The 18,906-nt window shown below is 62.4% G+C and carries 19 protein-coding genes; 1 reads left to right on the forward strand and 18 read right to left on the reverse strand.

Annotated elements, in window-relative coordinates; genetic code table 11:
* Positions 1-45: 45 nt before the first annotated feature.
* From JHL16_RS30225 to prpB, 11 genes are all read right to left on the reverse strand, one after another.
* On the reverse strand, positions 46-1,416 hold the full coding sequence (locus JHL16_RS30225) for an extracellular solute-binding protein (protein ID WP_200188587.1): 1,371 nt from the start codon (positions 1,414-1,416) through the stop codon (positions 46-48).
* A 215-nt stretch (positions 1,417-1,631) separates the two neighbouring features.
* The gene (locus JHL16_RS30230; RefSeq protein ID WP_200188588.1) at positions 1,632-2,111 is read right to left on the reverse strand and encodes a hypothetical protein; all 480 of its coding nucleotides are present in this window, start codon (positions 2,109-2,111) and stop codon (positions 1,632-1,634) included.
* A 119-nt stretch (positions 2,112-2,230) separates the two neighbouring features.
* Positions 2,231-2,839, reverse strand: a complete 609-nt coding sequence (locus JHL16_RS30235) for a LysE family translocator (RefSeq protein ID WP_348647299.1) — start codon at positions 2,837-2,839, stop codon at positions 2,231-2,233.
* Between the two features lie 49 nt (positions 2,840-2,888).
* The gene (gene hpaI, locus JHL16_RS30240) at positions 2,889-3,653 is read right to left on the reverse strand and encodes a 4-hydroxy-2-oxoheptanedioate aldolase (RefSeq protein ID WP_200188589.1); all 765 of its coding nucleotides are present in this window, start codon (positions 3,651-3,653) and stop codon (positions 2,889-2,891) included.
* An 8-nt stretch (positions 3,654-3,661) separates the two neighbouring features.
* The gene (gene hpaH, locus JHL16_RS30245; RefSeq protein WP_200188590.1) at positions 3,662-4,465 is read right to left on the reverse strand and encodes a 2-oxo-hept-4-ene-1,7-dioate hydratase; all 804 of its coding nucleotides are present in this window, start codon (positions 4,463-4,465) and stop codon (positions 3,662-3,664) included.
* Between the two features lie 12 nt (positions 4,466-4,477).
* Positions 4,478-5,335: a fumarylacetoacetate hydrolase family protein gene (locus JHL16_RS30250; protein ID WP_200188591.1), complete on the reverse strand. Its 858-nt coding sequence runs from the start codon at positions 5,333-5,335 to the stop codon at positions 4,478-4,480.
* Positions 5,336-5,364: 29 nt separating this feature from the next.
* Positions 5,365-6,864 (reverse strand): tripartite tricarboxylate transporter permease, encoded by a 1,500-nt coding sequence (locus tag JHL16_RS30255; RefSeq protein WP_200188592.1) that lies wholly within the window; start codon positions 6,862-6,864, stop codon positions 5,365-5,367.
* Complete coding sequence (locus tag JHL16_RS30260) at positions 6,864-7,304, reverse strand: tripartite tricarboxylate transporter TctB family protein (protein ID WP_200188593.1); 441 nt, start codon at positions 7,302-7,304, stop codon at positions 6,864-6,866. The genes JHL16_RS30255 and JHL16_RS30260 overlap by 1 nt, the downstream gene beginning before the upstream one ends.
* Positions 7,305-7,337: 33 nt before the next feature.
* Complete coding sequence (locus JHL16_RS30265) at positions 7,338-7,736, reverse strand: 5-carboxymethyl-2-hydroxymuconate Delta-isomerase (protein ID WP_200188594.1); 399 nt, start codon at positions 7,734-7,736, stop codon at positions 7,338-7,340.
* 72 nt (positions 7,737-7,808) lie between these two features.
* Positions 7,809-8,783, reverse strand: a complete 975-nt coding sequence (locus JHL16_RS30270) for a Bug family tripartite tricarboxylate transporter substrate binding protein (RefSeq protein WP_200188595.1) — start codon at positions 8,781-8,783, stop codon at positions 7,809-7,811.
* Positions 8,784-8,812: 29 nt separating this feature from the next.
* Positions 8,813-9,721 (reverse strand): methylisocitrate lyase, encoded by a 909-nt coding sequence (gene prpB / locus JHL16_RS30275; RefSeq protein WP_348647300.1) that lies wholly within the window; start codon positions 9,719-9,721, stop codon positions 8,813-8,815.
* 125 nt (positions 9,722-9,846) lie between these two features.
* On the opposite strand from prpB, the gene JHL16_RS30280 reads away from it, so the two are divergent.
* Positions 9,847-10,620, forward strand: a complete 774-nt coding sequence (locus tag JHL16_RS30280) for an IclR family transcriptional regulator (RefSeq protein WP_200188597.1) — start codon at positions 9,847-9,849, stop codon at positions 10,618-10,620.
* On the opposite strand, the gene JHL16_RS30285 is transcribed toward JHL16_RS30280, so the two are convergent.
* The 7 genes from JHL16_RS30285 to JHL16_RS30315 form a co-directional block, all read right to left on the reverse strand.
* Entirely contained in the window at positions 10,617-12,806 is a 2,190-nt protein-coding gene (locus tag JHL16_RS30285; RefSeq protein WP_200188598.1) for a N,N-dimethylformamidase beta subunit family domain-containing protein, read from the reverse strand. The two genes, JHL16_RS30280 and JHL16_RS30285, sit on opposite strands and share 4 nt — an antisense overlap.
* 4 nt (positions 12,807-12,810) lie before the next feature.
* Positions 12,811-13,140, reverse strand: a complete 330-nt coding sequence (locus JHL16_RS30290; RefSeq protein WP_200188599.1) for a N,N-dimethylformamidase alpha subunit family protein — start codon at positions 13,138-13,140, stop codon at positions 12,811-12,813.
* A gap of 216 nt (positions 13,141-13,356) precedes the next feature.
* Positions 13,357-14,715: an aminotransferase gene (locus JHL16_RS30295; protein ID WP_200188600.1), complete on the reverse strand. Its 1,359-nt coding sequence runs from the start codon at positions 14,713-14,715 to the stop codon at positions 13,357-13,359.
* 237 nt (positions 14,716-14,952) lie between these two features.
* On the reverse strand, positions 14,953-15,990 hold the full coding sequence (locus JHL16_RS30300) for an ABC transporter substrate-binding protein (protein WP_200188601.1): 1,038 nt from the start codon (positions 15,988-15,990) through the stop codon (positions 14,953-14,955).
* 19 nt (positions 15,991-16,009) lie between these two features.
* Positions 16,010-16,846 carry an ABC transporter permease gene (locus JHL16_RS30305; protein WP_200188602.1) on the reverse strand — a complete coding sequence of 279 codons (837 nt, stop codon included), beginning with the start codon at positions 16,844-16,846 and terminating at the stop codon, positions 16,010-16,012.
* Positions 16,839-17,762 (reverse strand): ABC transporter permease, encoded by a 924-nt coding sequence (locus JHL16_RS30310; protein ID WP_200188603.1) that lies wholly within the window; start codon positions 17,760-17,762, stop codon positions 16,839-16,841. Before JHL16_RS30310 ends, JHL16_RS30305 begins: the two co-directional genes overlap by 8 nt.
* Positions 17,762-18,877 carry an ABC transporter ATP-binding protein gene (locus tag JHL16_RS30315; RefSeq protein WP_200188604.1) on the reverse strand — a complete coding sequence of 372 codons (1,116 nt, stop codon included), beginning with the start codon at positions 18,875-18,877 and terminating at the stop codon, positions 17,762-17,764. Before JHL16_RS30315 ends, JHL16_RS30310 begins: the two co-directional genes overlap by 1 nt.
* Between the last annotated feature and the right edge of the window lie 29 nt (positions 18,878-18,906).

Consider the following 18,906-nt stretch of genomic DNA (forward strand, 5'->3'; position numbering starts at 1 on the left):
GAGGGGAAGGGCGGGCGGACCACTGATCCGCCGCGCCCAGCTTGTTCACGGCTTGTAGAGCCCGGCCTGGGTGACGACCTCGGTCGCCTTATCCTGCAGCTCCTGCATCGCGTCATCCACCGGCGTGCCCTGATAGATCGCATGCAGCGCGTCGAGCATGCCCTGCACCACCTGGTCGGCAGAGGCGAGATACATGATCGAGGGCTGGGCCACTTTCAGGGAGTCGCCCACCGCGGCGCCGAAGCCCTCGGGCAGCTTCTTCTGATAGTCAGGATCGGCCCAGGTCGACTGGCGCGCCGAGGCCATGGTCTTCTCGCCGACGCGTGCGGCGATATAGGGGCTCGTCGCCCATTGGACGAACAGCCAGGCGGCATCCTTTTTCTCGGAGCGTTCCGGAATGCTCAGGCCCCAGGACCACATGGCAGTGCGGGCGCCATCGGCGGAACCCGCCGGCAGAGCCTTGAAACCAACCTTGTCGGCGACCGTCGACTGCTTGGGATCGAGGAAGATCGAGGCGAAGAGGCTCGCATCGGGTCCGAAAGTGGCGGCCTTGCCTTGCGCGAATTGCGTAGTGGCTTCGTACCAGTCGAAGGAGGTGACGCCTGGCGCCGACATCTTCATCAGTTCGGCCCAGTCAGCGAAGCCATCCTTCACCTTGGGATCAGTGAAGCGCGGCGCCCATTTGTCGTCGAAATAGACGAAGCGGTCCTTAGGGTATGGCGCATTGCCCCAGCTGTTGGCGACCACGGCATTGAGCTCGTCCAGGATGCCGAGCCCGCCGCCGCGCAACGAGGCCGGATAGGTGCCTTCCGGCAGCTTGAGCTTGCGCAGAGCCTCCAGCCACTGGTCCATCGTGGTGAGGCTGGCGACGTCGATATTGTTCTCCTGGAAGAGGTCCTTGCGGTAGAAGAACATGTAGACTTCGGTCGACATCGGCACGCCATACATGTCGGGGCTCGACGGGTCCGGCAGATGGAAGGCCGAGGCCGCGGCGGGCGAGAAGTCCTCATACTGGTACCAGGCCTTGTCGGTCAGCTTGGGATTATCGAACGCGTCGTTGAGCTTGGCCAGCCACTTGTTCTGATAGGCGGTGTAGCCATTGAGGCCCATCGACAGGAAGAAGACGTCGAAAGGCGGCTTGGTGGAGGCGAGGCCGAGCTGGGATTTGTCCCAATAAGCGTCCTCGGCGACGGTGGTGAGGTTGAGCTTGATACCAGAGAGCTTCTCGAATTCCGGCAGGAAGGGCTCGATCGCCTCGGTCCACGGATGCTTCACAAGGAAGAGCTCGATCGATTGGCCTTTGAATTGCTGCCAGTCGATCTTGGCTTTTTCAGGCGGTTCGGCGGCGAGCGCCTGGCTGAACGCCAGCAGCACCAGCGCGCAAAGTCCGGCGAGGACCAATCGCAGTTTCTCCATGGGCATTTCCTCGTTATTATTCAGTGTATGAGTACTATGTATGTTATCATGATGACTTAAGGCAAGCGCCAAATCAACCCGCGTGGGACGCAGGGTCGCCATCCGGTAATGCGCGGGAGCGCGTGCTGGCGGGGCCGCTGCGGGCGGCCTGATATATCATCAATCAGGGGAGACCGCAGCGGTCGAGAGATCGCAGAGAAGACTTGGATCAACCGTCAGTGGAGCTGGGATCTGGCGATCCGCATCGTCGGCATCACATCATCGCAGCAGATGCAGCTGACATACTGTCCCAGGCGCGCATTGAATTCATACCGCACCTTCGTGTCATCGGCCGTGACGATGAGCACGCGGTGGCCGGCAATCACTTCGTCGGTGACTTCCAGCACCTGCCCATAGAGGCTGCCGCCCCAGCGTGCCCCGTCCTTGCCGCGCATGACGATCTCGAAGAAGGGATAGTCCTCGCGCATCTTGAAGATGATGGCGTGACGGCTTTCATCGCCTTCGGGCGACACCCCTTCGCCCAGCCAGACGGTCGATATCTTGGCCCCGAGAACGGCGCCGATCGGATAGAACGGGCAGCCATCATGAAGCGAAAATTCCGCGATGACGAAACCCACCGCGTCTTCCATCTCGAACGGCCGCGCCTCACTGCCGAACGCCGCATAGTCCCTCTCGAACTGCACTTGTGTCGCCATTGCAATCTCCTGTCGGCCTTCCGGCCGCCCCCCAAGCCCTCTGCCATCAAGGTGCGTGAATCGAGCGCCAGTCAGCACCCCCCATTTGGGGGGTAGCGCCACGCCAACAGATGCATGACCTAAAGGAACCCGATCAGGACGATCAGAATTAAGAGACAGGCAAGGCCGATATTCAGTATCCGCGCCGCCAGGGGATGGCTGAGGATGCTGGTGAGGGACGATCCGGCGAGCGCCCAGAGCGTATGGATGGCGATGATCGCGACAGCGAGAACTACGCATTTGAGCAATGCATCCGGCAGCGGCCGTCCGGCCAGAAGGGTCGACTGGGCATAGACGGCGCCAATGGCGAGATAGGCCTTGGGATTGGCAACCGCCAGGCTGAGCCCCGCCAACCACCCGGACGCCCTGCCCGCAGCCGCAGCCGCGGACAAAGGCGGCGCCGTGGCGATGCGCCAGGCGCGGTACAGCATGTAGAGCGTGGCGGCGAGGCTGACGGTGAAGGAAAGCCGCGGCAGTTCATGAAGAAGAGCGGTGGCGCCCAGGGCGACCGCCAGAAGCACCAGGATAGTGCCGAGATTGATACCGGCCCAATAGCCGAGCGAATGGCGCAAGCCGAAGGCGGCCGCCGTGGCGGTGATGCTCACGGTGGTCGGCCCCGGACTGGCCATCAGAACCGCGGCAGAGACCAGCAGGGTGACAAGGCCGGAAAGGGAAAATTCCTGCAGCACCGGCCCAGGCTAGTCCCGGACGATCGAGGCGGTCTTGAACGATCGTGCGTCAGCGATAGGCGGCGGCGAGCTGGCGCGCGGCCGTGCCGATCAGTCCGATATCGGAGCCGACCGCCACAAAGCGGGCGCCGAGTTCCAGATAACGGCGCGCCAGCTGCTGATCCGAGGTGAGGATACCGGCGGCCTTGCCGGTGGCGACGATGCGGGTGATGGCGTCCTCGACCCTCGCCTGGACTTCCGCATGACCCGGCCGTCCCAGATACCCCATATCGGCGGCGAGATCGGCCGGGCCGATGAAGATGCCGTCGACGCCGTCCACCGCCGCGATCGCCTCGAGCTGATCGAGGCCGGCGAGAGTCTCGAGCTGCACCAGCAGGCAGGTCTGCTCGTCGGCGGTCACCAGGTAGTCCGGAATGGCGTTGAAGCGCGACGCCCTCGCAAGGCCGGCGCCGACGCCCCTTATGCCGTGCGGCGGGTATTTCACCGCGCGCACGAGATCCTTTGCCTGTTCGGCGGTCTCGACCATGGGGACAAGGATTGTCTGGCAGCCGATATCGAGGAGTTGCTTGATCATCCAGCTCTCACCCACCGGCGGCCGGCAGACGGCGCTGACGGTGTGCGTCGACAGTGCCTGCAATTGCGCCAAGGTCGAGCGCAGGTCATTGGGCGCATGCTCGCCGTCGATCACCAGCCAGTCGAAGCCGGCGCCGGCGATGAGCTCCGCCGCATAAGGATCGGCGAGGCCAAGCCACAGGCCGATCTGGCGCTCGCCCGCGTGAAGGCGCTGCTTGAACTGGTTCTGCGGGGCCGGCATCGACATCCTCACGCGAAATGGCAGCTGACGCTGCCCAGGGCGCCGAAATCGGCAACAATGGTGGAGCCGTGCGGACATTCCACCGGGCGAATGAAGGAGCCCGAGAGCACCACCTGCCCGGCCGCGATCTCACCGCCATAGGCCGACAGGCGATTGGCCAGCCAGGCGATGCCGCGGGCCGGATGATTGAGGACACCGGCGGCGAGGCCCGTCTCCTCGACCGCGCCATTGCGCGAGACGATGGCGCCGAGCCAGCGCAGATCGGTTTCGACCGGCCGCATCGGCCGTCCGCCCAGCACGATGCCGGCATTGGCGGCATTGTCGGCAATGGTGTCGAAGACGGTCCGCATCTTGCCGGTCTGGGGGTCGCTGCGCAGGATGCGTGTGTCGAGGATCTCGAGCGCCGGTGAAATGTAGTTCGTCGCGTCGAGCACATCGAAGAGTGTCACACCCGGCCCGCGCAAGGATGACTTCATGATGAAAGCGATCTCGGCCTCGACCCGTGGCTGGATGAAGCGGTCGGGGGAGATGATAGCGCCGTCGTCGAAAGCCATGGACTCGAGGATAACGCCGGAATCGGGCGTATCGATATTGAGGGCCTGCTGCATCGCGCGCGAGGTCAGGCCGATCTTCCAGCCGATAGGACGATGGCCCTGCGCCTGCTTGCGATCCATCCAGGCCGCCTGGATTCTATAGGCGTCGTCGAGATCGATGCCCGGATGGGCTAGGCTCAAGAGGCCGATCTGGCGGCGGTCGCGCTCGGCCTGGTCGAGCGCCGCGGCAGCCGCCGTGATCTGTTCGGACGTCATCATGAAGATGTTCCTCTATCGTCTCTCCGCCTGGACGCGGTTTTCGAGCGTTCCGACGCCCGCCACCGCGACGCGTACCACATCGCCATCGACCAGATAACGCGGTGGGTCGAAGCGCGCGCCGGATCCGGTCGGCGTGCCGGTCACGATCATGTCGCCCGGCACCAGCTCCATGAAGGTCGAGATATAATTGATCAGGTAGGTGAAGGGGAACATCATGCGGGCGATGCTCTCCTCCTGGCGCAACTCGTCATTGACCCAGGTCCGGATATCGAGCGCCGCGAGCGTGGCGCGATCGTCGAGAACCTCGATCCACGGGCCGATGCTGCCCGAGGCGTGGAAGTTCTTGCCCTGCGTGACATTGAACTTGGCGTGGCGCATCCAGTCGCGCACGCTGCCTTCATTACAGATGGTGAGACCGAAAATATGATCCAGCGCCGATTCCGCCGGGATGCGGCGCCCACCTTTGCCGATCACCAGGACGATCTCGCCCTCATAGTCGAATTGCGGCGACTCGGGCGGCAGCAACAAAGCCTGGCCATGGCCGACAAAGGAGCCGCGGCTGCGCAGGAACAGGCTCGGGAATTTGGGAAGCTCGGAGCCGTCTTTATATTCGGCATTGCGGTCGGCATAATTAACGCCGACGCAGATGATCTTGTCGGCATCGGGAACCGGGACGAGATAGTCGATGTCGGAGAGGGAGAAATCGGCGCTCACTCTGGCGATCTCCGCCTGGATATCGGCGCGCGGCATCTCGGCAATGAGCTGGCGCAGGCTCTGCTGCTTCAGGCGCGCCGACAGATCGACGACACCCGTATCGATCACGGCGCCGAACCGGTCCTTGCCGTCGGCACGAAAACTCAAAAGTCGCATAGGCTGGTCCTTCTAGAAAAACGCGGGCGTCAGTTCGTTTCCAGCTCGATCTTCTCCTTGCGGCGCCGCACCGCGGGGAGAAGAATCCAGAGGACGAGCAGGATCGTCGCACTGAGGAAGCCGATGCTGATCGGGCTGGCGATGAAAGTAGCGGGATCGCCATGCGAGATGAGAAGGGCGCGACGCACATTCTCCTCGAGCATCGGCCCGAGGACGAGTCCCAGGATGAAAGGCGCCGGCGAGCAGTCGAGCTTGAGGAAGAGATAACCCAGCATGCCGAAGAAGGCGCCCAGCAGAACGTCCGAGTAGCTGTTGGCCAGCGAATAGATGCCGAAGCACGACAGGATGAGGATCAGCGAGAACAGCCAGGAATAAGGAACCTTGAGCAGCGCCGTCCACAGGCGGATGAGCGGCAGATTGAGGATCACCAGCAGCACATTGCCGATCCACATGCTGGCGACGAGCCCCCAAAACAAGGTCGGGCGTTCAGTGATGACATTGGGTCCGGGCGTAATGCCCTGGATCATCAAGGCGCCGAGCATCAACGCCATGGTGGCGCTACCCGGCACGCCGAGCGTCAAGGTCGGGATGAAGGAGGTCTGTGCCGCGGCGTTGTTGGCGGCTTCGGGGCCCGCGACGCCCTCGATGGCGCCGTGGCCGAAACGGGAAGGATCACGCGCCACCCGCTTCTCCAGCATGTAAGAGGCGAAGGAGCTCATCGTCGGCCCGATGCCGGGCAGGATGCCGAAGAACATGCCGATGCCGGTGCCGCGCAGGATCGGCAAGGCCGAAGCCTTAAGCTCTTCGCGCGTCGGCATCAGGCTGTCGACCTTGGTCGCCTCGACCGGCTGCGCGGTATGGGACCTGAGCTGCATGATGATCTCGGTGAAGGCGAACATGCCGACCGCCACGACGACGAACTTGACGCCGTCCATGAGCGGGGTAAGGCCGAAAGTGTAACGCAGCGCACCGGAATTGGTGTCCATGCCGATGAGGCCGATCAGGATACCCAGCAGCGCCATCAAGAGACCTTTGATGAAGGCGCCCTGGACGAGCACGGACGTCGCCACCAAGGCCATGACGATCAAGGCGGTATATTCCGCCGCGCCGAAATCCAGCGCGGCTCTGCCGAGCCAGGGAGCGAACAAGGCGATCGCCAGCGTGCCGATGCAGCCGGCCACGAAAGAGCCGATGGCCGCGATCGCCAGAGCGGCTCCGGCGCGGCCCTTCTTCGCCATCTGATAGCCGTCGAGGCAGGTGACGACGGAAGAGGATTCGCCCGGCAGGTTGACCAGGATGGCGGTCGAGGACCCGCCATAAGAGGCGCCGTAATAGATGCCGGCCAGCATGATCAGCGAGCCTTCCGGCGGCAGCCCATAGGTCATCGGCAGCAACATCGCGATGGTGACCAGCGGTCCGACCCCCGGCAGCATGCCGATGAAGGTGCCGAGCGTCACGCCGATCAGACAATACAGCAGATTGTCGAACGAGAAGGCGACCTGAAATCCAAGCAGGAGTCCGTCGATCATCAGAAGGCCCAGAGATTGATCGGCATGTTGAGGCCGAGGCGGAAGATGAGAATGGGCACGGCAATGCCGATGGCGATCTGCACCGGCAAATGCCGCCACTTCCGCGCCGGATCGGCGAACCAGCCGGCCACGACCAGAAAGGCGACGGCAGGAATCAGGCCGGCCGTATCGATCAGCAGCGCGAAGCCGATGACGGCGCCGGTAATGATGAGGAGCGGCCGCCAGGCGATGTCGCCAAATGCCGGGCCATTGCCCCTGATGATTTCCTGGATGACGAGAACGATGCCGAATATCAGAATGAGCGTCGACACGATCACCGGGAAGTATCCCGCCCCCATATTGAGGGTCGAGCCGAAGGGATAGTTGCGGGCGATGATCAATGCCGCGAGTCCGATGCCGGAAAACACCAGGCCCGCGATCAGGTCCCTTGTCGCCTTCATTTCATTCCTCCCGAAGAATCCAGCCGGATGCGGTCAGTTCGACTCTTGCCGGCGCTTTATATGTTCGTGCAGATTGTTGAACTTGAAATTCAGCTCAGGATGCATCTCCTGGAGCTCAAAGGCTACAGCGAGCGGGCGGCGCTGCTGCAGCGGCGCCAGGAGGCCGCATAATTTCTGAAAGACCGCTTCCGCCGATTTCCGCTTGGTCTCGGCATCGCGGCCGACGCCGATCCTGAGCACGACATGCACGAAGCTGTTGTCGGGATGGCCATCGCCGATGATGTAGTCGTCGATCACCTGAAAGCGCAGGCGAATGCCGCCGAGCGGGAAAAGGCCGGTGGCGAGGGCCGCCTGATAGACGCAGTCCTTGAGTGCCCGCACTTCCGGCTGAGCGGCGATATTGGCGGAAGTCTCGATCCAGATATGAGGCAATTTCTACTCCAGAGAAAAGTTGGTCGATGGGCGGGCGCGCTCCGCCGCCGGAGCGCGCCCTCTGCCGTGTAATCATTCAGGCTGAATGCCGGCTTCCTTGATCATCGTGGTCCAGCGCGTGAGCTCGCTGGCGATCAGTGCCTTCAATTCTTCGGGCGAGCTCGCCTTGCCCTCGACGCCCGACTTTTCGAGGCCCGCCTGGACTTCCGGCTTGGCCAGCGCCTGGACGAGTGCCTGATTGAGCTTGTCGATGAATTCCTTGGGCGTACCGGCAGGCGCGGCGAAGCCATACCAGCCGGAGACTTCGAAATTCGGATAGCCGAGCTCGGCGACCGTCGGCAGATCGGGCAGCGACGGCGAGCGCTTCGCGCCGGTGACGGCGAGCGGAATCAGCTTGCCGGCTTTGATATGGGGCAGCACGGAAACCGGGCTGCTGAGCATCAGGCTCACGCGGCCGGAGAGCAGATCGGTGATCGCCGGTCCTGAGCCATTATAAGGAATGTGGGTCAGCTCGATGCCGACCGCCTGCTGCATCAGACGGGAAGCCAGGAAGGAAGCCGCCGCACCACTGGCGAAATTGATGCTGCCCGGGGCCGCCTTGGCCTTGGTGATGAGCTCGGCCAAGGTCTTCACGCCGAGATTGGGATGAACCACGACAACATAGGGCGATTCCGAGATCTGGCCAATCGGCTCGAAATCCTTGATCGGATCGTAATTGGTCGCCGAATAGAGGCTCGGATTGAGCGCCAGCGTGGCCTGCAGCACGAAGACCATGGTGTAGCCGTCAGGCTTGGCGCCCGCCGCCTCCTTGGTGCCGACGATGCCCTGGGCGCCCGGACGATTATCGACGAGCACGGGCTGGCCCAAGGTCTTTGACATGTCCTCGGCGACGATGCGCGCGGTGATGTCGGTGCCGCCGCCGGCCGAGAACGGCACGATCAGGCGGATCGGCTGCTCGGGGTAATCGGCCAGCGCCGTCGACGCGCCCATCGCGATGCCGGCCAATAGCGCGGCGATGCCCAATGTTTTCTGGATCATCTGCTTCATATGTCTCTCTCCCATTTTATCAGCGCCGATCAGGCGCCTTTCTTGGCGGCGAACAATTCGTCGATCTTCTTTTCGTAAGCGTGGTAGTTGAGATAGCCGTAGAGTTCCTCACGCGTCTGCATCGTGCCGAGGATGTCTTTCTGCGTGCCCTGGCCACGGATGGTCTGATAGACCTTGAGCGCCGCGGCATTCATCGCGCGGGCCGCCGACAGCGGATAAAGTGCGGCGGAGACGCCCGCATCGCGCAATTCCTCGGTGGTGAAATTGGGCGTCTTGGAGAATTCGGTGATATTGGCCAGCACCGCATGCGGGCGGTTGAGCGCCGTGGCGAGCTTCGTATATTGACCGAGCTCGGTGAAGGCCTCGGCGAAGATCATGTCGGCGCCCGCCTCCATATAGGCCGAAGCACGGTCGATCGCGCCATTGAGGCCTTCGAGGGCAAGCGCATCGGTGCGCGCGACGATCACGAAGTCTTCGTCGTAGCGCGCATCGACGGCCGCCTTGATGCGGTCGAGCATCTCACTCTGGCTGACGATCTCCTTGCCGGGGCGATGACCGCAGCGCTTGAGCGCCACCTGGTCTTCCATGTGCATGGCGCCGGCGCCGTCCTTGATGAGGCCGCGCACCAGCCGCGCAATGGAATAGGCGCCACCGAAGCCGGTATCGACATCGACGAGAACCGGCAGATCGGCCGAGTCCGACACACGGCGCAGATCGGTCAGGACGTCATTGATGGTGGTGATGCCGAGATCGGGCAGGCCAAAGGAGGCGTTCGCGACACCGGCGCCCGCGAGATAAAGCGCCCGGTAGCCAACGCTCTTGGCCATCAGCGCCGTATAGGCGTTGATCGTGCCCATGATCTGAAGCGGCGCTTCCTCAGCCAGGGCTTGGCGGAAACGGGCACCGGCGGATACGCGCGAGGGAACATTGGTGAGCACGACTATTGACTCCATATTGTGGAAGTATTATTCTGCGATACGCTTGAGTTTCTGCGTATATGAAAAGAATTTGACGGTCAACCAGCTGCGTAGAGAATCTTTAATCCATATTATGGAAGTCTGAGATGGAGCAAGGCGCTCAAAGCATCTATCGGGCGGTGGCGGTGCTGAAGGCCGTGGCGGAACGCAACCGCACCGGCAGTAGCCTCACCGAGCTTTCCGCCGCGACCGGCCTTACCGTCCCGACCGTGCACCGCATGCTGCGGGCTTTCGGCGAATCCGGCCTCACCTTCCAGCAGTCGAATGACCGGCGTTATTTCCTGGGCCCCCTGATCTACGATCTCGGCCTGACGGCGGCGCCGCGCTTCGATCTGCAGTCGCTCTATAAGAAGACGACCGAGGATCTCGCCGAGCAGACCGGCGACACGGTCTTCTTTTCCAAGATCAGCGGCGACGACATGATCTGCGTGAGCCGGATGTCAGGCGCCTTTCCGGTCAAGGCACTGGTGACGGATGTCGGCCTGCGCCGGCCCATCGGTGTCGGCGCCGGCGGCCTCGCCGTGCTGTCGGCGATGCCAAAGGAACAGGTGGTGCGCATCGTCGACGCTAATGCCGAGAAATACCCGCATCACGGCAAAACCGTCGAGCAGGTGCTCGAGCAGGTACGGGATGCACGCGCGCGCGGCCATGTGGTGCGCAACATCGCCGATCTCGGCGTCACGACGCTTTCCATGGCGATCCGTGACAAATCACGTAAGCCTTTCGCGTCGATCAGCGTCAGCTCGATCTCGCCGCGCATGAGCCCACAGCATATCGAGACCGTCCTCGATCTGATGCGGCCGGTGATCCAGAAATTGGAATCGGCGATTGACTTCAGCTATTCGATGTTCGCGGCTTAGTTCCTTTTGTCGAAGCGCCGGAGCACATTCCAGGTCATCCGCGCGACCTCGTTCTCATATTTGTTCCAGGCCATGGCACCGGCCCAGGCGATCGACCCGACAGAGAAGACGGCACCGCCACCTTCCTTCTCGAAATAGACGAGATCCGCGCGAATCGTGTCGTTCTGGGTGCCCGACATATCGGGCGTGGGATCGAGCATATCCTCGGGCGTCATCAGATAGATGTCGGTGTGTTTTTTCGAGCTGCCGAGAATGAGCGCATTGCGGGGCGTGCCGAGCGCGAAATCAGCGCGGTCGATCTCCATGCCGGCGGCACCACCGCCCGACAGGCCGAAGGCGCCGAATTTCCGGCCCAGTGTGCGATCGATCCCGTCGAAAATGAAATCGGCGCGTGAATCGGACGCGGCCTCGCCCAACTCGTAAGGCTCGGAGAGATCGAAACCCTGCGAGCTCATAATGAGGCCGGCAAGCTCGGTCGAGGGCCGGCCGTTACGCCGCCACAGGCCGCCATATTCGCCGGTGAAGGCATGATGGAACTGACCCTGCCCCGGTTCCCAAGGCCTGATGCCCGCTTCCGAGCGGCGGCATTCGATGACGCCCGGATGCGCGTCGCTGAAGGAGATGCGCCAATAGAAGCCATTGCCGCCCAGATACATGAGCCGGCCGCCGCGATCGACGAAGCCCTGCAGCGCGTCGAGCATCTGAAGCGAATGATATTCGGGATGGGTGCCGGTCAGCACCACGTTGTACTGACGCAGAAGCGCCAAGCCATCGCGATGCAGATCCTCATCGGTGATCACATCATAAGCGACACCCTGATGCTCGAGCCAGCCGGTGATGTGGGTGTCGGCGGTGAGCTGCCAGACATTGGAGCCGAGGCCGCCGAGAAAGCCTTTGATGCCCGGCTGAAGATCGACGACCGGCCGGTTGCGCGAGGAATGGAAAACGCCGCTGCCGTCGCCATGGACTTCATAGAAGGAGAAACCGAGTTCGGGATGCTCCTGCAGAAAGGCATGATGCCGGTCGATCTCGACGAGGCGGCCCATGCCTACTTCTGTTCCCGGCACATCGAGGCCGAGCCGGTGATTGGCGTAAGCGAGATAGCTTACCGTCGGCAGCAGGAAGCAGACCGTATTGCCTGAGGCTGTCGCGCGCGGTGGCCGCACAGCGAAGACGCAATGATAGGCCTGCGCTTCATCGCCATCAGGCACGAGGCGGATGGCATAGAGGCCGCTCTTGAGGCTCTTCGGCAACGTCACTTCGAAATCGGTTTGCCACTCTGCATCCGTCATGTCGTCGGCATGGAAATGGATCGCCGAATAAAGCTCCGGGATCTGCCGCCAGTCCTGGCATTGCCCGGCCCAACGCCAGCCGGTCATGGCGCGCGCCGGGCATTGCGCTGTCCTGCCATGAAGCTGATGCGGCGAAGCGTCGATCACCTCGGTGCCGTCGATGCTGCGGGAGAAATCCCAGAAGACGACGAGATCCGGCAAGCGGCTTAAATTCTGCGGCAGCGCCAGGCGCGCCACGGCTTCCAAGGGCTCGAGCGCACGGCTGAACAGAACGGGTGAATCGATCTTGCCGTCGAAATGATTCTCTCCCGGCGCACGGGCCGCGATCATCACGGCGACGGGAGCATTCCGACTCAGCGCGGCGGAAGTCTTTCCCGCAGCGATTACCTCGCTTTCCCGGGTGAGCGCTGAGAGACACAGCTCGCCTTTGTCGAAAGACAGGATCAGGAGAATCCATTGCTTGACAGCCAGCGGTGCTGCAAGCGTCAGCCGCGCATCGCCGAGCTTTGCGCAGGCTCGGCCTTCCGCATCGATCAGCAGTTCGAGGCCAATACCGGTGAGATGGAAGATCGTCCGTTCCGTGTCGCCGATGAGGGTCGGCAAGACCGGGACCGCCAGGGTGAAGCTTGAAAGTTCGGCGAGCACATTGCCGCGATCGGCGATCTGAACATAGGAGCCGGCACGGATCGCCTGGTGGCGGGCCACCCGCTCACCGCCGAGATCGAGCGCGATCGCTTCGTCTTTATAGCCCGGCGCATCGGGATGGCGGTCGCCCTGGATAATGCGGCGCAGATCGGCGCGGTAGGTCCGCGCGCCATAGGAGCCGACTTTCACGGCGATCGTCTCGCCGGGCGCGGCACTCAGTGTATTCGTATAGGCAATGAGGGAAAGCATGGGATCAGCGCCGCATCGTCAGAAGTTCCAGGGGCAATTCAGGTCCACCGAGATCACGCCAGCGCCGAAGGAACACATCACGCTCGGCAGTGCCGAGATCATCATAGTTGACGCCCTCGACCGCTTCGATGGCCTCACCGCGTCGCGCCGGCAGCCGGGCGAGTTGCCAGCGCCGGTAAGGCTCCGTGCACAGGATGACATATTTGCCTTGGGGACCGAGGCCGCGCATGACATTGAGCACCCGCTGTAGGCCGGGACTGCGATAGCCGAAAGGATCGGCCATGAATTCCCGCGCAAAGGGCACATCGTCCGCCGTGATCTGATAACGCGCCATGCTTAGTCCTTAGTCTTACGGCCAGGCTCATACATTATTCTCCCTCCTCCTTGCGGGGAGGGTCGGTCCGAAGGACCGGGGTGGGGGTCGGGTGGTCCCTCAGAATCTTTTTCTTCAATTCTGTTGGAGCACCCGACCCCATCCGGCTCCCACGGCTTTTGGGCCGTGGGAGCCACCTTCCCCGCTAGGGGGAGGAAAAGGCACGTAAGGGACGGCTCACGCCGCCTTCTTGGCGATATCGCGATACACCTCATCCAGCGTCTTGCGCAGGATACCGAACAATTCCGATATCTGCGCGTCGGTAATGATGAAAGGCGGCGCCAGCACGATCGACGCGCCGAGTGGGCGGCAGATCAGGCCGTTCTTCAAGGCTTGGCGCGACACGCGCTCGCTGACGTCGAGATTGCCGGCGAAAGGTGCCTTGGTTTTCTTGTCGGCCACCATTTCAAGCGCGCCCATCAAACCGACGCCACGCGCCTCGCCCACCATCGGGTGGTCGGCCATGGCGCGCAACTGCTTCTGGAATTCCGGCGACCGGGCCTTCACATTGGCGAAGGCGCCGCCTTCGATCTCATCGAGTGCCGCCATGGCGATGGCGCAGCCGACCGGATGCGCGCCCGTGGTGAAGCCCGTCGGCAGCTCCTCATATTTGGCCGAGGCCTTGTCGATGCGTTCGGTCATTTCGGGCGACAGGATGATGGCGCCCATCGGGAAGAAGCCGGCGGTGATGACCTTCGACGCCACCACGATATCGGGCTTCATGCCGTATGTCTGCGAGCCCCAGAATTCGCCGGTGCGGCCAAAGCCGCAGATCACCTCATCGGCGATGAGCGGAATGCCGTATTTCTTCAAGACCGGCTGGATGGCCTGGAAGTAGCCTTCGGGCGGCGGAATGACGCCGCCGGCGCCCATCACCGGCTCGGCGAAGAAACCGGCGATGTAATCCGGGCCGGTATTGCGGATCGTCTGCTCGAGCTCGAGCGCCAGACGCTGCGAGAAATCCGTTTCGCTCTCCTTCGGCAAAGCTTCGCGCCAATGATGCGGACAAGTGAGATGACGCACCTCCTTCACCGGCAGCCCCGAAGCCGACTTCACATAGTCCTTGCCCGTGAGGCTCGCGGTGATCACCGTCATGCCGTGATAGGCGTTCTTGCGGCTGAGCAGCAGACGGCGATGAGGCTTGCCTTCCTGCTCCGCCAGAAACCACAGGAGCTTCACCACCGTGTCATTCGCCTCGGACCCGGAGTTTGCATAAAAGACGCGGTTCGCTTCCATCGGCGCCAGCTTGACGACACGCTCGGAGAGATCAAGGGCCGCCTGGCCGACGCGGCCGAAGAAGGCGTGATAGGCGGGAAGCTTGGCATAAGCGCGTTGCGCCGTCTCGATCAGCTTCTTGTTGTCGAAGCCGAGCACGACATTCCACAGGCCCGAATTGCCTTCCAGATATTTGCGGCCGCGGTCGTCATAGATATAGACGCCCTCGCCCCTGTCGACGATGACCGGCCCCTCCTCCTCGAGCGTCGGTATATGCGAGAAAGGATGCATGAAGGCACTTGGATAATTGCGTCTGCTCATTTGCTTGCTCCCGGCTCAATGGCCTCTTGGCACTGGACAATAGTTTCCCGTTCGCCCCGGCGGACCGGGGGCGATCTTTCTTTCACCTTCACCCTGAGGTGCCCGGCGAAGCCGGGCCTCGAAGGGTTGGCGCAGTAGACTCGCTCTATCCTGATGGACGCTTCGAGGCTCGCTGCGCTCGCACCTCAGCGTGAGGGATATGGAGAGCTTTCTCTCCCGCCCTCACACCTTCGACATCTAGTTCGCCTTGATGCGCGACCAGGCCCGGTCATAGACCTTCAGGTCGGCGCCAAGATCCTCGAATATCTGCAGTTTCGCGCGCACCTCGGGCGGCGGGTTGATCGCGGGATTGTTCTTGAGCTCGGGCGGCAGCAGTTCGAGCGCCGCCTTGTTGACCACGCCATTGGTCAGCATGGTGGAATTTTGCGCCGCGATCTCAGGACGCAGCAGGAATTCCATGAACAATTTGGCGTTGTCCTTGTTGGGCGCCGTCTTCAGCATGCACACATTTTCCTGATACATCGTCGCCCCTTCCTCAGGGATCACGAAGCCCAGATCCTTCGGCCGCTTGTTCACATAGAGAACGCCGCCGACATAATAATGTGACGCCGCCATGTCGCCGCCTTCGATCAGCGGGATCACGTCATAACGGAAGGCCGCGATATTGGGCTTCTGCTTGAGGATGAATTCCTCGGCAAGCTTGATGTCGGCAGGATCGCGGGTGTTCACCGACTTGCCGTTCATGATCAGGCCGATGCCGAGCGTCTCGCGCAGATCGTCGAGCAGCGTCACACGGCCCGGGTTCTTCGCGGCATAGTCGAACAGATCCTTCCACGACTTGAAGTCCTGTCCGGCAACCGTCTTGTTGTAGAAAATGCCGACCGGACCCCAGGCATAGGGCAGGCAGAAATCGGCCTTGGGGTCCTGCTTGGCGCGCAGCGCGCCGGGATCGATATTCTCGAAGCCCTTGGACTGGTTGATCTTGCTTTCCTCGACGAGGCCAAGCTGGACCATGATATCGGCCATATGGACCGACGGCCAGACGAGATCATAACCGGTGGCGCCGGCCTGAATCTTGGCCAGCATCTCCTCATTGGTCGAATAGGTGTCGAGCGACACCTTCACATCATATTCCTTGGAGAACTTGTCGATGATCTCAGGGTTTATGTAGTCGCCCCAATTATAGAGATGGAGCTCGCCGGCGGCCTGCGCCGGACCGGCGGCCAGCGCCATCAGAGCGGCACCCGTCAATGCGATGTTCTTCAGCCACTTCATCACTTCCTCCTCTTTCTTTCTAGTTTCTACGCGATCTGAAATAGAGGCCGGCGCTCGCCACCACGAAGGAGAACATGATCAGCAGCACGGCCAAGGCATTGATCTGCGGTCTTATCCCGCGCCGGACCATGGCGAGGATGAAGAGCGGCAAGGTCTGGGTGTCGACGCCGGCGATGAAATAGGTGATGACGACGTCATCGAGCGAGATGATGAAGGCGAGCAGGAAACCGCCGATCACGCCCGGCATGATCAAGGGCAGGGTCACGCGCCTGAAGGTCGTCACCGGCCCCGCGCCCAGATCGGCCGAAGCGACCTCGAGCGTATTGTCCATGCCGGCAAGGCGCGCCGCCACGATGATATAGACATAGCTCGACAGGAAAGTGCAGTGGCCGATGATGATGGTGGCGAGGCTCAGCTTGAAGCCGACGCCGACGAAGAAGATCAACAGCGCGATGCCGAGCACGATGTCGGGCATGATCATCGGCATGAACAGCAGAGCCTGATAGATGCGCTTGCCCACGAAGTCGTAGCGCGCGGTGGCAAGCGCGGTCGCGGTTCCGATGACGGTGGAAATGGCGCTCGCCGACAGCGCGACGATCAGGCTGTTGCGCAGGACGCCGAAGATGCGGTCCGGATTCTCCGTGAAGGCGGCATCGAAGGCCGCGCCCGCCGGCTGCATGCCGAACAAGGTGCGGTACCAGTCGAAGGTGAAGCCGGTCCACACCGCCATGTTGAGGGCGTTGGAATTGAAGGAATAGACAGTGATGAGGGCCAAAGGCGCGTAGAGAAAGATGAGGAAGGCGGCGCCATAGATGTGGAGCGCCGTCCAGCCTGATGAGAAGCGGCGCTTAGACATGGCCGGCCCCCGCGAGGCGTTCATTGTTGGCGGCGCGGCGCATCCACAATGTGTAGGCCAGCACCAGAAGCAGGACGCTCGCCATCACGATCATCGCCAGTGTCGAGCCGAAGGGCCAGTTGCGCGCCTGGAGGAACTGGCGCTCGATGACATTGCCGGTCATCTGCACCTTGGAGCCACCGAGGAAGGATGGCACGATGAAATTGCCAAGCGCCGGGATGAACACGATAACGCAGCCGCCGGCGATGCCCGGTGCGGTCAGAGGCAGAATCACCCGCCGGAAGGTCTGGAAGGGCGTGGCGCCCAGATCCTGCGAGGCCTGTACCAGCGACCAGTCGAGCCGTTCGACGCTCGCATAGATGGGCAGGAACATGAAAGGCGTCAGCACATAGACGAGGCCGACGATCACCGCGAATTCGGTGAAGATCATGTTGAGCGGCTGATCGATGATACCGAGTGACAGCAGCGCCGTGTTGACGGCGCCGGTCGGCCGCAGCAGGAGCAGCCAGGCATAGATGCGCACCAGGAGATTGGCGAAGAAGGGCAGCGTGATGGCGAACAGCACGATGTTCTTGGCCAGCGGCCCCATGCGGCTCACCCAGAAGGCCACCGGATAGCAGACGACCAGCGTGACGATGACGGTGAGGGCGGCATAATAAAGCGAGTTGAGGATGATCTGGATGTAAAGCGGCTCGAATTCCTCGCCACCGCCCAAGGGCCAGCCGAAGATGCGGCCGTAATTATAGGGATAGAAGGACCAGACGACGCCGCCATAGAGGCCGGGCTCGAGGAAGCTGTAGACCACCATGATGCCGAGCGGGATCAGGAAGAAGGCGCCGAGCAGAAGGGTGATGGGGGTGAGAAGGACGAAAAGCGCCTTCCGCCGCTGGCTGCTTATGGTGCTGCGCTCCGCCATCAAGCCGCCTGGCTCTTCATGAGATGCGGGGCGGTCGCCTGATAATGCAGCGTGACGGTCTGGCCCGGCGCCAGCGACAGAGCGCCGGCGCCGCGGGCATGGCGTTCGAGCGCCACCACCGGCAGGCCATTGGCGAGGCGGCCATGGAGATGCAGATCGGTGCCGACGAAGACGATATTCTCGATCACCGCATCGAGACTGCCGCCGGCGCCGGTCCTGCCGGAGGCAAGCGCGAAATGCTCCGGCCGCAGCATGACATCGACCTTGTCGCCGGAGGCGAAACCATCCGCCGTCACGGCAATGGCCGGACCGCCTTCGATGTCGACACGCGAGGTGCCGCCGTCCTTTGCCAGCGTACCGCTGAAGATGTTGCTGGTGCCGATGAAGCCAGCGACGAAACGGTTTTTCGGCGTGTCATAGATTTCCGCCGGCGTGCCGAGCTGCAGGATGCGGCCCTTGTCCATGACCGCGATACGGTCGGACATGGTAAGCGCTTCTTCCTGGTCATGGGTGACGAAGATGAAGGTGATGCCGACGGTGTTCTGCAGATTCTTGAGCTCGATCTGCATCGACTGGCGCAGTTTGCGATCGAGCGCCGACAAGGATTCATCGAGAAGCAGCACCCGCGGCCGGTTGATGAGCGCACGCGCCAGCGCGACACGCTGCTGCTGGCCGCCTGACAGCTGCGCGGGCTTTCGCCGCTCGAGCCCGCTCAAACCGACGAGGCGCAGCACGTCGGTGACCCGCGCCGTCTCCTCGGCCCGCTTCACGCCCGCCACCTGCAGGCCATAGCCGACATTGCCGGCGACCGTCATATGCGGGAACAGCGCATAATTCTGGAACACGGTGTTGAACGGCCGGCGATGTGCCGGCACGGCGCTCATGGCGCGGCCTTCGAGAAAGATCTCGCCTTCGTCCAGCTCCTCGAAGCCGGCGATGGTCTTGAGCAAGGTCGTCTTGCCGCAGCCCGACGGCCCGAGCAGGGTCAGAAACTCGTTGTTGCGGATCGACAATGTGATGCCGTCGAGCGGCGTCACCACGCCGCTTTCCGGCGTGCGAAAGGACTTGCGCGCGCCATCGACGCGCAGCACTTCTTGCTCGGAGACCTGCCTCATCCCGCGGCGTAACTCCCTGTTTGCATTTA

The sequence above is a fragment of the Taklimakanibacter albus genome (genome assembly GCF_016595235.1).
Taxonomy (GTDB): Bacteria; Pseudomonadota; Alphaproteobacteria; order Rhizobiales; family Aestuariivirgaceae; genus Taklimakanibacter; species Taklimakanibacter albus.

Coding starts and splice junctions, on each gene's coding strand:
- JHL16_RS30260 (WP_200188593.1), bottom strand. CDS start 7,304: ATGAAGGCGACAAGGGACCTGATCGCGGGCCTGGTGTTTTCCGGCATC.
- JHL16_RS30295 (WP_200188600.1), bottom strand. CDS start 14,715: ATGAGCAGACGCAATTATCCAAGTGCCTTCATGCATCCTTTCTCGCAT.
- JHL16_RS30270 (WP_200188595.1), bottom strand. CDS start 8,783: ATGAAGCAGATGATCCAGAAAACATTGGGCATCGCCGCGCTATTGGCC.
- JHL16_RS30225 (WP_200188587.1), bottom strand. CDS start 1,416: ATGGAGAAACTGCGATTGGTCCTCGCCGGACTTTGCGCGCTGGTGCTG.
- hpaH (WP_200188590.1), bottom strand. CDS start 4,465: ATGATGACGTCCGAACAGATCACGGCGGCTGCCGCGGCGCTCGACCAG.
- hpaI (WP_200188589.1), bottom strand. CDS start 3,653: ATGCCGGCCCCGCAGAACCAGTTCAAGCAGCGCCTTCACGCGGGCGAG.
- JHL16_RS30305 (WP_200188602.1), bottom strand. CDS start 16,846: ATGTCTAAGCGCCGCTTCTCATCAGGCTGGACGGCGCTCCACATCTAT.
- JHL16_RS30315 (WP_200188604.1), bottom strand. CDS start 18,877: ATGAGGCAGGTCTCCGAGCAAGAAGTGCTGCGCGTCGATGGCGCGCGC.
- JHL16_RS30285 (WP_200188598.1), bottom strand. CDS start 12,806: ATGCTTTCCCTCATTGCCTATACGAATACACTGAGTGCCGCGCCCGGC.
- JHL16_RS30300 (WP_200188601.1), bottom strand. CDS start 15,990: ATGAAGTGGCTGAAGAACATCGCATTGACGGGTGCCGCTCTGATGGCG.
- JHL16_RS30250 (WP_200188591.1), bottom strand. CDS start 5,335: ATGCGACTTTTGAGTTTTCGTGCCGACGGCAAGGACCGGTTCGGCGCC.
- JHL16_RS30310 (WP_200188603.1), bottom strand. CDS start 17,762: ATGGCGGAGCGCAGCACCATAAGCAGCCAGCGGCGGAAGGCGCTTTTC.
- JHL16_RS30230 (WP_200188588.1), bottom strand. CDS start 2,111: ATGGCGACACAAGTGCAGTTCGAGAGGGACTATGCGGCGTTCGGCAGT.
- JHL16_RS30255 (WP_200188592.1), bottom strand. CDS start 6,864: ATGATCGACGGACTCCTGCTTGGATTTCAGGTCGCCTTCTCGTTCGAC.
- JHL16_RS30290 (WP_200188599.1), bottom strand. CDS start 13,140: ATGGCGCGTTATCAGATCACGGCGGACGATGTGCCCTTTGCGCGGGAA.
- JHL16_RS30280 (WP_200188597.1), top strand. CDS start 9,847: ATGGAGCAAGGCGCTCAAAGCATCTATCGGGCGGTGGCGGTGCTGAAG.